At 68.0% G+C, this 15,157-nt stretch carries 15 protein-coding genes; 11 read left to right on the top strand and 4 right to left on the bottom strand.

From position 1 onward, the window contains the following. Positions 1-19 precede the first annotated feature (19 nt). The gene (locus AB4Y94_RS07720; protein ID WP_441727007.1) at positions 20-670 is read left to right on the top strand and encodes a hypothetical protein; all 651 of its coding nucleotides are present in this window, start codon (positions 20-22) and stop codon (positions 668-670) included. Between the two features lie 60 nt (positions 671-730). On the opposite strand, the gene AB4Y94_RS07715 is transcribed toward AB4Y94_RS07720, so the two are convergent. Beyond that, positions 731-943: a hypothetical protein gene (locus AB4Y94_RS07715; RefSeq protein WP_441727005.1), complete on the bottom strand. Its 213-nt coding sequence runs from the start codon at positions 941-943 to the stop codon at positions 731-733. 104 nt (positions 944-1,047) lie between these two features. Here AB4Y94_RS07715 and AB4Y94_RS07710 point away from each other — a divergent pair, with 104 nt between their 5' ends. Beyond that, the gene (locus AB4Y94_RS07710; RefSeq protein WP_441727003.1) at positions 1,048-1,947 is read left to right on the top strand and encodes a Gfo/Idh/MocA family protein; all 900 of its coding nucleotides are present in this window, start codon (positions 1,048-1,050) and stop codon (positions 1,945-1,947) included. Positions 1,948-1,972: 25 nt separating this feature from the next. Here the strand turns inward: AB4Y94_RS07710 and AB4Y94_RS07705 are convergent, their stop codons facing one another. Next, on the bottom strand, positions 1,973-2,374 hold the full coding sequence (locus AB4Y94_RS07705) for a RidA family protein (RefSeq protein WP_441727001.1): 402 nt from the start codon (positions 2,372-2,374) through the stop codon (positions 1,973-1,975). 1,165 nt (positions 2,375-3,539) lie between these two features. Here AB4Y94_RS07705 and lpdA point away from each other — a divergent pair. Beyond that, a complete protein-coding gene (lpdA, locus tag AB4Y94_RS07700; RefSeq protein WP_441726999.1) occupies positions 3,540-4,940 on the top strand; it encodes a dihydrolipoyl dehydrogenase in 1,401 nt (466 codons plus the stop codon). Positions 4,941-4,990: 50 nt separating this feature from the next. Here the strand turns inward: lpdA and AB4Y94_RS07695 are convergent, their stop codons facing one another. Further along, a complete protein-coding gene (locus AB4Y94_RS07695) occupies positions 4,991-6,277 on the bottom strand; it encodes an MFS transporter (RefSeq protein WP_441726998.1) in 1,287 nt (428 codons plus the stop codon). 207 nt (positions 6,278-6,484) lie between these two features. On the opposite strand from AB4Y94_RS07695, the gene AB4Y94_RS07690 reads away from it, so the two are divergent. From AB4Y94_RS07690 to AB4Y94_RS07655, 8 genes are all read left to right on the top strand, one after another. After that, positions 6,485-7,165 carry a cupin domain-containing protein gene (locus AB4Y94_RS07690; RefSeq protein ID WP_441726997.1) on the top strand — a complete coding sequence of 227 codons (681 nt, stop codon included), beginning with the start codon at positions 6,485-6,487 and terminating at the stop codon, positions 7,163-7,165. A gap of 88 nt (positions 7,166-7,253) precedes the next feature. Next, the gene (locus AB4Y94_RS07685; RefSeq protein WP_441726996.1) at positions 7,254-8,099 is read left to right on the top strand and encodes an IclR family transcriptional regulator; all 846 of its coding nucleotides are present in this window, start codon (positions 7,254-7,256) and stop codon (positions 8,097-8,099) included. Then, entirely contained in the window at positions 8,099-8,329 is a 231-nt protein-coding gene (locus tag AB4Y94_RS07680; protein WP_441726994.1) for a tautomerase family protein, read from the top strand. The genes AB4Y94_RS07685 and AB4Y94_RS07680 overlap by 1 nt, the downstream gene beginning before the upstream one ends. Further along, on the top strand, positions 8,326-9,111 hold the full coding sequence (locus AB4Y94_RS07675) for a 2-keto-4-pentenoate hydratase (RefSeq protein WP_441726992.1): 786 nt from the start codon (positions 8,326-8,328) through the stop codon (positions 9,109-9,111). Before AB4Y94_RS07680 ends, AB4Y94_RS07675 begins: the two co-directional genes overlap by 4 nt. Before the next feature lie 2 nt (positions 9,112-9,113). Beyond that, positions 9,114-9,914: a 2-keto-4-pentenoate hydratase gene (locus AB4Y94_RS07670; protein ID WP_441726991.1), complete on the top strand. Its 801-nt coding sequence runs from the start codon at positions 9,114-9,116 to the stop codon at positions 9,912-9,914. Positions 9,915-10,005: 91 nt separating this feature from the next. Continuing rightward, positions 10,006-10,632 (top strand): hypothetical protein, encoded by a 627-nt coding sequence (locus AB4Y94_RS07665; protein WP_441726990.1) that lies wholly within the window; start codon positions 10,006-10,008, stop codon positions 10,630-10,632. Positions 10,633-10,763: 131 nt separating this feature from the next. After that, the gene (locus tag AB4Y94_RS07660; protein ID WP_441726989.1) at positions 10,764-12,185 is read left to right on the top strand and encodes an FAD-binding oxidoreductase; all 1,422 of its coding nucleotides are present in this window, start codon (positions 10,764-10,766) and stop codon (positions 12,183-12,185) included. Between the two features lie 124 nt (positions 12,186-12,309). Then, positions 12,310-13,980 carry a diguanylate cyclase gene (locus AB4Y94_RS07655; protein WP_441726987.1) on the top strand — a complete coding sequence of 557 codons (1,671 nt, stop codon included), beginning with the start codon at positions 12,310-12,312 and terminating at the stop codon, positions 13,978-13,980. A 165-nt stretch (positions 13,981-14,145) separates the two neighbouring features. Here the strand turns inward: AB4Y94_RS07655 and AB4Y94_RS07650 are convergent, their stop codons facing one another. Beyond that, the gene (locus AB4Y94_RS07650; protein ID WP_441726985.1) at positions 14,146-15,012 is read right to left on the bottom strand and encodes a DUF4097 family beta strand repeat-containing protein; all 867 of its coding nucleotides are present in this window, start codon (positions 15,010-15,012) and stop codon (positions 14,146-14,148) included. Positions 15,013-15,157: the final 145 nt, after the last annotated feature.

The following is a 15,157-nucleotide window of genomic DNA, read 5'->3' as shown; positions in this document are numbered from 1 at the left end:
CGAGCCGAAGGAGCCGATCATGTCCACACCATCCCGCGATGCGGTGACCGCGGGAATCGCGTTCGCGCTTGCCGCGGTCACCCTGTTCTCCGCGGCGACGTTGATGGTCATGTATATCGTGGAGGTGCCCACGAACGGCCCCTTCTATTTCGGTGCGGCCAACGACACGCTCGCCGGCATCGGCAGCCTTCTGTTCGCCTTCCTGGTGCTGCGATTCGGTCGGGAGGCCGCAGACACGAGCGTGCGCCGGTTGTTCCACCGCGCGGTGATCGTCGCGTCCCTGGCGAGTGCGCTGTCGTCGTTCCTGCTGGTCGCCAAGGTGCTTGAATTCGAGGTTTCCACCGCTCTCTCGATCGTCGCGATCATCGTACAGGCGGTGTGGCTGCTGTGGGTCTGCCAACGCTACCTCGCCCATACCGACTTCAGCCGCGGCGTCTGCCGTTTCGGGATGGTGATCGGTGCGGGGCTCTGCATCGGCCTGGCGCTTGTGAGTGCGGCCGTGCTTCTGCCGTGGCTGTCATGGCCTCAACTCACGGTCGGCGGACTCGGCCTCGTGCTCGGCGGCGCCGTCTGGCTGGCCTGGCCGGCCTGGTACTTCGTGCTGGGGCTGCGGATGAGGACTCATCGTCAGACCCGGCCGGGGGTTGCCCCGCCGGTCGCGGTCGGCTGAGCGTCGGCGCCGGGTGTCAGGGGCTGGGGGTCTGCGCTGGCCGGCGGCTCCGGTCCTGTCCTATCCGTACGGCCGGGTGACGTTGCGGCCGTCCCACGCCGGGCGGTCGACATGCTGTTCGAGCTCGAGCGTGTCCTTCTCCTCGGTGCCGTACTTCGCGGGGTCCGGTGGGTTCAGGGCCTGGTCGACGGTGAGCAGGCCGTCCGGGTCCTTGGGGTCGTAGATGCCGGTCAATCGCTCACCTATCGTTGGCCGGTGTTTGTCGTGGGACATGCTGTCAGCCTACGAAGGTTGGCCGTCGCGCGGTACAGTCGGTCAGATACTTCCGGGAGATCGGTCTCAATGTCGATGACTTCAGCTTCAGAGAGCGCGGACCGATGATCGCCATCATCGGACAGGGCACGATGGGCCGCGCGCATGCACTGGCCTGGTCAGAGCTCGGCCTCGGCGACACGATCAAGTACATCTGCACCCCTCGGCCGGGACCCGCGCTGGCGGGGGCACCGGCGGCCCGGTTCGTGACAGACCTCGACACGGTGCTGCACGATGACGAGGTCGAGATCGTGTCGGTGTGCACGCCGACTCCCTCGCACCCGGCGATTGCGATCCAGGCGTTGCGGGCCGGCAGGAGCGTGCTGCTCGAGAAACCGATCGCGCTCACCCGCTCGGAGGCGTTGAGCATCGCGGAGGTCGCGGCGGAGTGCCAGGGCACGTTCATGGTCGCCCACGTCGTCCGGTTCTTCGAGGGGTACCGGATGCTGCGAGAGAAGGCCGAGGCCGGTGGATTCGGCGACGTCCAATCGGTGCTGGCCAGCCGGGAGACCACGCCGCCCAGGGTCCCGTGGTTCCTGGACGAGTCGGTGTCGGGCGGTCCCCTGGTCGACTTCGCCATTCACGACTTCGACCAGCTGAACCTCTTCCTCGGAACCCCGCACGCGGTCACCGCCGTCAGGGGTGACCAGCCCGGGGAGATCGTGACCACGGTGGCCTACGCCGGCGGAGGCGTTGGCCGGGTGGTGACCCGCACCGAGCTCCCGCCGGGTTCGCCGTTTTCCAGCTCGATTCGAATCGATGGTTCCAGCGGCGACGGTTCCTTCACACATCACGCATCGGACGCCGATTCTCCGTACACCCGCCAGGCGGAATACTTCCTCGACTGCGTCACCCGACGGATTCCGCCCGACTTCTGCCCGACGGATGCCGCCCTGCTGGCACTCGAGGTCTCGCTGGCCGCCCGCGACTCGCTTCGAACCGGGGGAACGGTAGAGATCGCATAGAGGGAACGAGGAGGTTCCTGCGCGACTACCCGCGCGCCTCGGGGATGTAGGCGACGGCCTGTACCTCGACCAGGAACTCCGGCGCCAGCAACGGCGCGATCACCGTTGCCCGTGACGGGCGATTGTCGCCGAAGGCGCTCCGCCACGCAGCGTTGAAGTCAGCCGCCAGGGTGACGTCGGTGAGGAACACCGTTGCCGACACGACGTCGGCGAGGGTGCCGTTGCAGGCGGCAAGCACCGTCGTCAGCCGGGCGATCGCCTGGGTGGTCTGCGCTCCCATGTCGCCCGGAGCGACCACGCCATTGGCGTCCTCAGAGACCTGCCCGCTCACGTAGACGAAGTCGCCGGCGCGAGAAGCCGACGGGAAGTTCGACTCCGGAGTGGTGATCCCGTCGACGTGGAGGCGTTCAACGCGGGTTGCAGTCATGATGTGGTCCCAATCTGTGGCGCGGATGTGGCGGTGAGCGGATGCGACGTGGTCGGTCCGGCCTCATCCTATGAGGGGATGGCGGGCCGTACCCATCCCGCCCTGTTTCGCTCTGGCGCTTCGCTCTGGCGCACTTCGTGCTGGCGCGCGAAATTGCACGGGGCGCGCGGTACATCGGGTGCCCGGAGCGTTCTTGCGCGCCGGGGCGGGACGCCGGTCCACGAGGAGCCGGGCGACGCAATCGGGTGCCATGGGGATTCGCGCGCCGGTTCCCGTGGCGCCGGTGGCCGGTTCCCGGGAGCGGGGCGCGGGACCTCGGGCAGGGCGCTGGACGTCGGGCAGGGCACGCGATATGTGGGGGAGCCGGGGGCGCGACATCGTGCGGTGTCCGACATCTCGGGGCGCGCGAAATTGCGCCGGGCGCGCGGTATATCGGGTGCCGGGTGCGTTTTCGCGCGCCCGCACGGGAATGTCGGGTGGCGGAAGCGTTCTTGCGCGCCGGGGCGGGGGAGCGGGCGACGGAACCGCGAGCCATGAGGATTGGCGTGCAGCTCCCGGGAGCGCGGAGCGGGGGCGCGCTACATCGCGCCTGGCGCGCGGTATCGGCCGAGGCGCGGGACTTCAGATGGGGCGCGGGACATCGGGTGGGGCGCGCGGTATACCGGGTGCCGGGCGGGGTTTCGCGCGCCCGGGCGGGATTCGGTGCGGGGCGCGCGGTATCGGCCGGGGCGCGGGACTTCAGGTGGGGCGGGACTTCAGATGGGGCGCGGGACATCGGGTGGGGCGCGCGGTATACCGGGTGCCGGGCGGGGTTTCGCGCGCCCGGGCGGGATTCGGGTGCGGGGCGCGCGGTATCTGCCGCGGCGCGGGACATCGGGTGGGGCGCGGGGTATGTCGGGTGCCGGGAGGGGTTTCGCGCGCCCGGGCGGGATTCGGGTGCGGGGGGCGCGGTTTCACGCGCCAGAGCTGGCATGAGGGGGTGCCGGAGCGTTTCCGCGCGCCTGCGCGAGGGGGGAGGAGCGCACTCTCCCTGGTCGCCAATACCGGCGCACATCTGGCGGTTGCACCCGGTGCGGGGGCAAGCTGTAGTGCGCGGCCGAACAGCCGCGCGGGGGAATCCCGCGGGCGCCCGACCGGCGCCCAGCCGAACCGCTTGGAGGCTGGCATGACCACTCACTACGACCTCGTGATCCTCGGGGCCGGTCCCGGCGGGTATGTTGCGGCAGTGCGCGCAGCCCAGCTCGGCCTGAACATCGCCATAGTGGAAGAGAAGTACTGGGGCGGAGTCTGCCTCAACGTCGGCTGCGTGCCGACGAAGGCGTTGCTGCGGAACGCGGAGCTCGCGCACACCTTCACCCACGATGCCGCGCTCTTCGGCATCAGTGGCGACGTCAGCTTCGACTACGGCATCGCCTTCGATCGGAGCCGCAAGGTTGCCGACGCCCGCGCCAAGGGCGTGCACTTCCTGATGCGCAAGAACAAGGTGACCGAGTACGACGGCCGTGGAACCCTCACCGGCCCCACCAGCATGGACGTCGCCTTGAGCAATGGTGAAGCGGATGCCCTCACGTTCGACAACCTGATCATCGCGACCGGCTCGACAGTGCGGTCCCTGCCCGGCGTCGAGCTCGGAGCGAACATCGTCACCTACGAAACCCTGATCCTCGAGCGCACCCTCCCGGAGTCCCTGGTGATCGTGGGCGCCGGGGCGATCGGGGTCGAGTTCGCCTATGTGATGAAGAACTACGGCGTCGACGTCACCATCCTCGAGTACCTCGACCGAGCCCTGCCCAACGAAGACGTCGACGTCTCCAAGGAGGTTGAGAAGCAACTGAAGAAGCTCGGCGTGGCCCTGCTCACCTCCGTGCGTGTGGGCGAGGTCGTCGACAATGGCACGGATGTCACGGTCAGCTACGCAGGCACGGCCGGAGGCACCCACAGCGTCACCGGTGCCAAAGTGCTGATGTCGGTCGGCTTCGGAGCCAACGTGACCGGCTTCGGGCTGGAGAGCACCGGCGTCGAACTGACCGACCGCGGGGGGATCTCGATCGATGACTACATGCGCACCAACGTCGCCGGAATCTACGCGATCGGCGACGTCACGCTGAAGCTGCAGCTCGCGCACGTTGCGGAGGCCCAGGGTATCGTGGCCGCCGAGACCATCGCGGGTGCCGAGACAATGGAGCTCGGCGACTATCGGATGATGCCCCGCGCCACCTACCTGCAGCCGCAGGTGGCGAGCTTCGGTCTCACCGAGCAGCAGGCCCGGGACGAGGGATACGACGTCAGGGTGTCGACTGCGCCGTTCCTGGCCAACGCCAAGGCGCATGCGCTCGGCGATTCCAGTGGCTTCGTGAAGCTGGTCGCCGACGCTAAATACGGCGAGCTTCTCGGCGGGCACCTGGTGGGGCACGACGTGTCAGAGTTGCTTCCCGAACTCACCCTCGCCCAGAAGTGGGACCTCACCGCGACCGAGCTGGCGCGGAATGTGCACGCGCATCCGTCGTTGAGCGAGTCGCTGCAGGATGCCTTCCACGGCCTGACCGGCCACATGATCAACATGTAGCGAAACCCGGGTGACTGGCCACTCGCGGCCGGTCACCCGGGTTTCGACCATCAGCGTGCCGCGACCAGGGTCCTGGATTCGGTGGTGCCGCTGGTGAGCTCCGCGCCGCGGGTCTCCGGCAGGAAGAAGAAGACCACGATGGCGGCGATCAGGTAGAAGCCGGCCGTGCTGCCCAGGGCGATGACCGGCCCGAACTGCAGCGAGAGGAAGCCGACCAGGGCCGGCGCGATGGCGCTGACCGCGCGCCCGGTGTTGTAGATGAAGCCCTGCGCGAAAGCACGAATCTCGGTGGGGAACAGCTCGGCGAAGGTGGGGCCGAATCCGCTGTAGAAGCCGGTTCCGACGAATGCCATGACCGCGCCGAACAGCATCAGTGCGACGTCGCCCTTGATCGTCACGAAGAGGGGGACGCAGACGACAGCGGCGAGGAAGAAGAGCATGAAGGTTTTACGGCGGCCGATCTTATCGGCGATGTAGCCGAAGCAGATGAACCCGGCGCCGGCGCCGACCTGCATGACGATGATCCAGGTCATCGACTTCACCAGGCTGAGCCCCTGCCCGCCGTCGGCGACCGGCGTGGCCAGGTAGGTGGGAATCCAGGTGAACAGCCCCCAGTAGCCGCAGGACGCGGCGGCGGTGAACGCGAGGCAGACGATCGCCGACTTCTTGTGGTCGATGAAGAGGCGCTTGATCGCCTGGCGGAGGTTGACGCGTTCGGCCTTCTTCCACACCTCTGATTCCTCGGTGTTGTGACGGATCCAGAAAGCCAGGATCGCCGGGATGACGCCGAAGAAGAAGGCCCAGCGCCAGCCGGCGATCGGGATGATCACCGCTGCGACGATTGCCGCCAGCGCGTATCCGCTGGCGAAGGCGCTCTGCACCCAGGCGAGCACCTTGCCGCGGTGGCGGGCCGGCCAGGTTTCGGACACGAGCGCCGAGCCGGCAGACCACTCGCCGCCGACGCCGAGGCCAACGATGATCCGGAACACCATCAGCACGGCGATGTTCGGCGCGAAGCCGCAGAGCACCGTGCCCAGTGAATAGCAGATGATGCTGGCCATCATCGATTTGGTGCGCCCGATGCGGTCGGCGAGGAACCCGAAGACGAATCCACCGAAAGCGGATGCGACCAGGGTCAGTGAGGCGACAAGTCCCGCGATCCCGGCATCCGAGCGGAATTCGGTGATCACGTAGCCGATGACGAAGGAGAAGATGATGAGATCCATCACGTCGAGCATCCAGCCCAGGTAGGCGCCGGTGAAGGCCCGCCACTGGTTCTTGGTCGCTCCGCGGTACCAGGGGGCGTCAGCCACTTCGGTAGAACTCTCCGTTGCCATGGAATCTCCTTTGATGTCCTTGTCCGGCATGCGATACCAGGGCGACTGTTGTGCGGCGCGCCGGTCGGCGCTGGGATCCTCCGTCAGGAATGGCGGGGGCACTGCAGTAGCGTGCAGCACTCCGCACAAAATGTCAATTTTGTATCGCCTAACGAGAGTTGTATATTGGCCAGCGATACAAAACAACCGAGCGTGAGGAAAGAACGCATGTCGACGACGACGATGTTCCTGTATGAAGACGTGCTCCCCGCCGGCGCGCTTCCGGTCTACCTGCCAGCCGCGCCACGAGCGATCTACCTGCGGACGGGCGGCGCTCACTTCGTCTCCGATGATTACAGCCAGTACCTCGACGACGGCAACGGCATCACCACCGACGGCCAGCTCACGATCCGAGCCGGGGCGACCGAGACGACGCTGTGGCGCTGGGAACTCGCGGCGGGCGACAGCAGCGCCCACCGGGACCACGCCCTGCGCGCGGCGCCGAGCACCTCGTCGCAGGAGAAGCTCCGCGCGGAGCTCGACCTCGACCCCGGTTTCCGGTGGTTGATCCGATTGGACAGCGTGACCTTCCCGCCCGGTGGAACAGCGTGGACCCACATGCACCAGGGGCCGGGCGTGCGCATCTGCCTCGACGGGGAGATCACGATCGACACCGATGGCGTGGCCAGCGTGTACCGGCCGGGGGAGGCCTGGGCTGAGAAGGGCGTCGTGCCGGTGCTGGCGCCGACGACGACGGTGTCCTCAACCACCTTCATCCGCTGTTTCATGCTGCCGCAGCACAACCGCGGCGTCTCATCGTTCCGCACGGTGCTTCCGGAGGATCGGGCGAAACCCAACACCCAGAGCTACCACATCTTCAGCGAACGCCTCATCGAACCGGTCGGGTGACGATCTCGAGTGCGTCTGGGACGGCTAGTGTCAGTCGCAGTGTCGCGGTGACAACGCCAGAACTGTGCCGCATGAAGGAGAGCGCGTAATGGAAGGTGGCAAGCCCGGAGCCGGGGTCCCTCCCGCCGAGGAACCGTCGACGTCGCTGATCTCACTCAAGATCATCGAGACCATGCTGGAGGCCCCCGGTCCCTGGGGCGTTTCCGAGCTCGCCGTTCGTCTCGGTATTCCGAAGGCACGGGTGCACCGCCACCTCACCCAGCTGCGGTCGGCGGCCTACGTGCGGCATGATCCCGCGACCCGGCGGTACGAGGTCGGATGGCGGCTGGTGCTTCTCGGCGAGCGGATCGCCGCGCAGAGCAGTGCCTCCACCATCGCGCGGCCGCTGATGGACGACCTTCGAAACCGGGTACGCCAGACCATCGTCTTCGCTCAGGTCTCCGATCTGGGTGTGGTGGTCACCGAGGTGCTTCCCGGCGGTTCGCCGATCGACGTGGTGCTCTCGCCCGGCACCACCTTCGGCTTCAACGCTGCCGCACAGGGCAAGATCGCGCTGGCCTTCGGCTCTCCCGAACAGGTCGAGAGCTGGTCGGCCATCGCCCCGGAGACACGCACCGACCACACGATCGTCGACGAGGAGCTGTTGGCGGTCGAGATCGCCGAGGCGCGTGAACGGGGATGGGCATCCGCTCCAGAAGAGACGTACGTGGGGGTGAATGCGCTCGCCGCGCCCATTCTGGGCCACAGCGGCCAGCTCATCGGCACCCTCGCCATCGTCGGCTCCGTGCACTACCTGCCGGACCCGCCCCCCGCCGTCATGACCAACGCTTTGCTTGACACCGCCGCCCGGCTTTCAGCCGACTTCGGCTACGACCCGGAATCACCCGCCACACCGTCGAACGTCACACCGTCGAACAATACCGAGGAGTCTTAATGCCCATCGTCCAAATCAGTGTCGTGAAGGGGAGAGACCGCGCGTCGATCTCCCGGTGCGTGCAGGAAGTGGCCAGGACCGTGTCCGAGACCCTTGGGGCGCCGCTGGCGTCGGTTCGCGTCATGGTGACCGAAATCGAACCCGAGTTCTTCTCCGTCGGGGCAACGCTCAAGAGCGAGAGCGCAGCATCCGTTTCGACCGGTACCGACGACACGGTGGGCGCAGAGTGAGCGCCCTGGTCGAGGATTCGGCTCGTGCCCTGCTCGGCGCCTATGCCGACCGGGTGCCGATCCAACCCATCTTCGGGTCCGCCGGCGACGCGCAGCTCCGCGACGCCTACGCGATCCAGCGTGCGCAGGTCGACACCTGGACGGCCGACGGCCGTCTCGTGAAGGGACACAAGGTCGGCCTCACCTCCCGCGCGATGCAGCTGCAGCTCGGCGTGGACCAGCCCGACTACGGTGTGCTTCTTGACGACATGTTCTACCTCGACTCGGAATCGATTCCGGCCGGTCGGTTCCTGCAGCCGAAAATCGAGCCGGAAATCTCGTTCGTGCTGAAGAAGAGCCTGCGGGGCCCGGGCGTCACGGTGGCCGAGGCCATCCAGGCCGTTGATTTCGCCATCGCGTCGCTGGAGATCATCGACTCGCGCATCGCCGACTGGAAGATCTCCCTCGCGGACACCATCGCCGACAACGCGAGCTCCGGCGGCGTGGTGCTGGGAAGCACGCCGGTGCGGCTGGAGAACATCGACCTGGTGCGCAGCGGATGCGTCCTGTACAAGAACGGGGAACTGGTGGGGACCGGGGCCGGCGGTGCCGTGCTCGGCTCACCGATCAACGCGCTGGTGTGGTTGGCGAACACCGTCGGTCGTCAGGGCGTCACCCTCGAGGCGGGGGCCGTCGTCATGCCGGGCTCGCTGTGCGCGGCAGTCGCCGTCGCCCCGGGCGACACCGTGTCGGCCACCTTCGCCGGACTCGGCACCGTCACCACGAACTTCGCAAAGGACTAGCCATGACTATCTGGAACATCGACAGCGCCGCCCGACACCTCCTCGACGCCGAAGCCGACCGTCGTGACATCACGCCCATCACCGACGACTGGGCGGAACTGGACATCGCGACCGGCTACCGGGTGCAGGACGCCCTGATCACGGACAAGATCGCGAACGGTCACACCGTCGTCGGGGTCAAGCTCGGCCTCACCTCTCGGGCGAAACAGCAGCGCATGGGGATCGACTCGCCCCTCACCGCGGTGCTGACCGACAAGATGTACCTGGAGGCGGGCGTTCCGGTCGACTTCAGCCGCTTCATCCACCCGCGCATCGAGCCCGAAATCGTGTTCGTTATGGGCGAGGACCTGGCCGGACCCGGCATCACCTCCGCGCGGGCGCTTGCCGCCGTGCGATCGGTGCACGCCGGTTTCGAAGTCATCGACAGCCGCTACCGGGACTTCAAGTTCACCCTGCCGGACGTCATCGCCGACAATGCGTCGTCAGCCGGCTTCTACCTCGGGGGGATCGCGCGGGGCCCGTTCGATCTGGACCTGCAGATGGAAGCCTGCCTCGTGCGGGTGAACGGGCAGGTGGTGTACTCGGCCACCGGCGCGGCAGTGCAGGGGCATCCGGCCGAGGCGCTGGCGCTGGCCGCCAACTCCCTGGCGGCTCGTGGGCGATCCATCCACGCCGGGGACATCGTTCTCACCGGGGGCATGACCGACGCGGTTTTCGTCAACCCGGGCGACCAGATCTCCGCCGAATTCACGTCGCTGGGCAGCATCGTCGTCGCCGGAGGCGCAGCCGCCCCGAGATGTTGAAATAATAGACGGTCGGGCAATCAGCCGGACAGGCGCAGGCCAGGTCAGGAGCAGGATGCCGAAAGCAACGCGAGACGTACGAGACCGGCGGATGTCATGGGTGGCATTCGCCGTCGCCGCCGTCAACCTCGTGGCCAGCGTGATGTTCGTTGTGATGTTCCTGGCGGAGGTGCCGCTGAACGGACCGTACATCTTCGGCCGCACCTATGACGTGCTGTTTGCGGTCAGCAGCGTGCTGGCGGTATTCCTCATCGCCCACCTCGACGGCAAGGTGAAAGGCTCCGCGGGCCTGCGCATCGTCGGCCTGCTCGCCAGCGTGGTCCTGCTCGCCGCCGCGGTGGCGCTGGTGCTGCTGGCCCTCGGCGTGGTCGGCGTCTGGGTTTCCGTTCCCCTCGCCGTCGCCGCCATGTTCCTGCACGGGGTGTGGATGTTCTGGGTGAATCGCAGGCTGGGCGCCGACGGCATCTTCTCGCGTCTGCTCAGCACCTGGGGCCGGCTCACCGGCGCCGGCCTCATGATCGGTCTGGTCATCGGAGCGGTGGGAATCATCCTTCCGCCGCTCACCATTCCCCAGCTGCTCGTGCTCGGTCTCGGCATCTTCGTCGCCGGCGGCGTCTGGGCGGCCTGGCCGGTCTGGTACCTGATGCTCGGTGCCCGGCTGCGCAAAGCGGATGCCGCCCCCCGCGCCCGGGGACGCCGCAAGGCTCCCGTCGGCTGAGCCCCATCTCCCTCGCGTCCTTGTCGACCGGTGGGCCGCGGTTTTACCATGGGTGGCGTGGGCGCACGCGTCGTTGACCGCACCGGCCGCACAAACGAAACCTCCTCGCTTGGGCTGATCGGGCGTGGGCCGTGACGGCGCTGGACACCGGCGGAAGCGGCAGGATTGCAGCCGACGAGCCCGCGATACGCGCCTTGGAGCACGCCTTCCGAGGCGAACTGGTTCGCCCCGGCGACCACACCTACGATCGAGCGCGCCGCGTCTGGAACGGCTCGATCGACCGCCGTCCGGGCATGATCGCCCGGGCCGCACATGCCGACGACGTGGTGGCGGCGGTGCGTTTCGCCCGGCGCAGCAACGCCATGGTCGCCGTGCGAGGAGGGGGCCACAGCTTTCCGGGGTACTCCGTGTGCGACGACGGACTGGTGATCGACCTCTCGGCGATGAACGGCATCCGTGTCGATCCGGAGGCTCGCACCGCGCGGGTGCAGGCCGGTGCGCTGCTCGGCGACCTCGACCGGGCCACCCAGCAGTACGGGCTCGCCGTGCCGTCGGGCATCGTCACCCACACCGGCGTCGCGGGGCTCACCCTGGGCGGCGGCCTGGGCTGGCTGATGCGGAAGTACGGGCTCAGCATCGACCAGCTGCTCGCGGTGCAACTCGTCACCGCCGATGCCGAGGCCGTGGCGGCGAGCGCCACCGAGAACCCGGACCTGTTCTGGGGCGTGCGTGGTGGAGGTGGCAACTTCGGCATCGTCACTGAGTTCGAGTTCCGGCTCAACCCGGTCGGGCCGATCGTCGTGGCCGGACCGATCTTCTGGCCGATGTCCGAGTCACCGAAACTCCTGCGCTTCTACCGCGACTGGTCAAACGAGGCGCCCGACGAGCTGATGACTCTGGTGGTGCACCGCCGGGCTCCCGCGGTTCCGTACCTTCCGAGCGGGGTGCACGGCCAGCCTGTGGTCGCCGTCATCAGCTGCTATGCGGGCCCGGTCGACGACGCCGAGACGGTGCTGCAGCCGCTGCGGCGGTTCGGTTCCCCGATCCTCGACCTCTGCGCGCCCAGGCCGTTCATCGAGCACCAGGCCATGTTCGACCTGAGCTATCCGCCCGGCTGGTTGTACTACGTGCGCTCCAGCGATGTCGCCTCCCTCAGCGATGAGGTGATCGACATCACCGTCGACCACGCCGCCCGGATCGTGTCGCCGCTCACCGCCTTCCCGATTTGGCAGGGCGGCGGTGCGGCGGCCCGCATCGCCGACGAGGACACCGCGTTCAGCGGGCGGACCAAGGGCAACACCTTCAACATCACCGGCATCGCAGCGGACGTGTCCGGCTTCGCCCTGGAACGCGAGTGGGTGCGCGGCTTCTGGGGCGAGCTGGCGCCCTTCCACACCGGCGTGTACACGAACTTCCTGATGGACGAGGGCGACGACCGCGTGCGGCAGGCGTACGGCGAACAGAAGTACCAGCGGCTCCGGGCGCTGAAACGGACCTGGGACCCGGACAACTTCTTCCGCCTCAACCAGAACATCTCCCCGCTCCCCGCGTAGGGTCGTCCCCTCGGTTCCACGAATGCCGAAGCGGCACTCGAAGAGGGGGGAGTCCATGAACGGATGCCCCGTGGTTCGCTGCTAGGTTCAAGACCAAGCAGAATCCCGTGGGGGAGCCGTACCCGTGACTACAGTCGATCTGATCGCCGAACCGGAGCTGTCGGTGCCCGCGCCGGCCGCTGTCGCCGTGCCGTCGATCGACGAGTTGCTCGCTGAATCCGAAGCGCACGTCGTGAGCGGGCAGCACCGCGTCGGCGCGAATCGCGCGGAAAGGGTGCTGCAACGCAGCGATGCCACCGAAACTGAGAAAGCGAACGCGCGGGCGATCCTGGCACTGCACCGGCTGCGACTGGGCGACTTCGAGGCATCCGTTCACAACGGTCTCCTGGCGCTGGACTACCTCACCGACAGCGGAGACCTGCTGCGGCAATCCAAAGTGCACTCCACCCTCGCGTTGGCCTTCACCGAGACGGCCCTGAACGAGGCCGCGCTTCGCCACGTGCTTGCGGCCCTCGAGGCGGCGCGCGCCTGCGGAGACGCCACAGCCGAATTCTGGGCGTTGAGCCGGTCCTCCATGGTGCACGAGGCCATGGGAGACACGCACCGCGGACTGGAACTGGGCAGGCAGGCCCTCGCCCTTGCTCGCACCCGGGAAGACGCGGAAGCGGGATTCGCGGCGCTGAACAACCTCGGCGACACCTGCCAGGTCGTCGCGCGGGAGCAGCGCGCGCAGGGGCTGGACGCCGGAGCGGCACTGTCGGAAGCCCGCGACCACATGCGGGAGGCCGTGGCCCTGGCCAACGCCCAGGGCCATGCGTACTGGGAGACCGTCGCCCGGAACAACATGGTCGGTATCCTTACCGACCTGGGCGAGTACGCGGAGGCGCGCGAGCAGGCCGCTCGCGCCAAGGTGCTGGCGAAGACGAACGGGTACCGCAACCTCGAGGTCAGCATCGACGTGCAGCTTGCCGAGGTGGTGCGGGCCGAGGGCAGCTTCGCCCTGGCCACGTCGATGATGGACTCACAGCTGGCTGACCCGGACCTCGACGAATATCCCGTGCTGCTGACCCGGTTGCACCGGTCGCTCTACGAAATGCACAAGGCCGCCGGCCGGTTCGAAGAGGCCCTTGCTCATCACGAGGCGCTGCACACCCTGGTTCTGAACGGCACCACGGAGGCGGCCGGCCTCCAGTCGCAGATGCTGATCAACACCCTCGAGATCGAGCAGGCCAGACACGAGGCGGAACGTTCGCAGCACGAGGCGGAGCTGCAGCGGGTGCGGGCTGAGGAGGCCGATCTTGAGGCGCACACGGACCCGCTCACCCGGTTGCCGAACCGTCGCGCCCTCGACCGGCACCTTCCGGCGCTGATGGTTCGCGCCGTCGACATCCAGCAGCCGCTGTGCGTGGCGATGGTCGACTTCGACCACTTCAAGAACGTGAACGACGTGCACGGGCACGCCACGGGTGACCTGGTGCTCACCGCGATGGCGGGGATGCTGCGCGCGGCCACTCGGGACAGCGACCTGGCGGTGCGGGTCGGCGGCGAGGAGTTCCTGCTGGTCTTCGGCAACACCACCCTCGATGCGGCAACCCGGGCCTGCGAACGACTCGTCACCGCGGTCCGCGACCACCCGTGGGATGGCCTGGCCACCGGGCTGGCCTGTACCGTCAGCGTCGGCCTGGCCGAACTGCAGGCGGACGAGTCACCGGAAGACTGGCTGGCGCGGGCTGACGCGGCGCTGTTCGCCGCCAAGCACGCCGGCCGCGACCGGGTCTGCCTGGCCACGGCCTGACCGGCACGCCGGCATCCGGCCCACCAACGGCTAACCGGTGCATGCCCCTCGCACTCCGTGAGGTGCCAGCAAGTCCCGGTCGCGGGCATCCGTGACCAGGACTTGTTGGCACCTCATCTGAACGGTCGGGGCTCGGCGATGCGAGATCACACTCGCAGCCGCTGGCTACCGGCCGAAGGGCACGATGGTGACCGACCCATTGGTGGTGCGGGCCACGATGGTGCGGGGAGAACCGGGGTCGGAAGGGACGGCATCCGTGTGGACTCCACCATTCGTCGTGTCGGTGTCCAGGGCGTACGCCGTGCCGTTGTCCGGCACAACGATGTGGATGGCACCGTTCGTGCTCGACGCCTGTGCACTCGTCGGCGCCTCGGCGAACTGGAGCTCGACGCCGCCGTTGGTGGTGTCGGCGAGAACGTCGGTGGAGGCCGAGTCGTGCACCCGAATCGCGCCGTTGGTGGTGCGCAGGGCGACCTGGCCGACCGTGCCGGTGGTCTCGATGCGTCCGTTTTCGGTGGTGAAGTCGAGGTCGCCGGTGAGGCCCTCTGTCGTGATCGAGCCGTTGTCGCCGCGCACGGTGACGGCGAGGTCGGCCGGCACGTTGATGTGAAGGGTGACGCCGCAGCGGGCGAAGAGGAACCAGCCGCTGGGGCAGCCGCCGGTAATGCGGGATTCACCGTTGACCGTGGTCAGGCGGAGCGTTGGCTTGCCGCCCGCGTAGCTTCCGGTCATGGTCACGTGCACCTGGCCGTCGCTGCTCGGCGCGAATTCGAGCGCCGCGTTCGGCACGTTGACGGAGACGGACGTCCCGGCCACGGCCTGCTCAGCGGCCGCGGCGGTCGCGCGGGTGAAGACGCTCAGGCTGACCGCGACGGTGCCGACCACGAGCGCGATCACGAGCAGGGGCACACCGATGAACAGGAGCGCCTTGCCCAGGGTGCGGCCGGGCCGTGTGGGCGCCAGGGCCGGGGTCTGTCCGGGCGCGGGCGCGGGTGCGGATGCCGGTGGTTGCGGGGGGATGCTCGTGGACATGATGTTCGGGGTCTTCCTATGCGGTGGTGGGGTGCAGTTCCCTGCGTATGAATTCAGCGTATGAGCCGCGGACTTCCGGTCGACAGGGGGCGGGCACACCGGTATTCGGCGGGTAAACCCCCGTACATGTTCAGGCCCCGCGAGC

The organism is Glaciibacter sp. 2TAF33, assembly GCF_052114945.1.
Lineage (GTDB): Bacteria > Actinomycetota > Actinomycetes > Actinomycetales > Microbacteriaceae > Cryobacterium.
The sequence above is the reverse complement of the archived record's forward strand: the minus strand, read 5'-3'. Positions and strand labels throughout refer to the sequence as shown.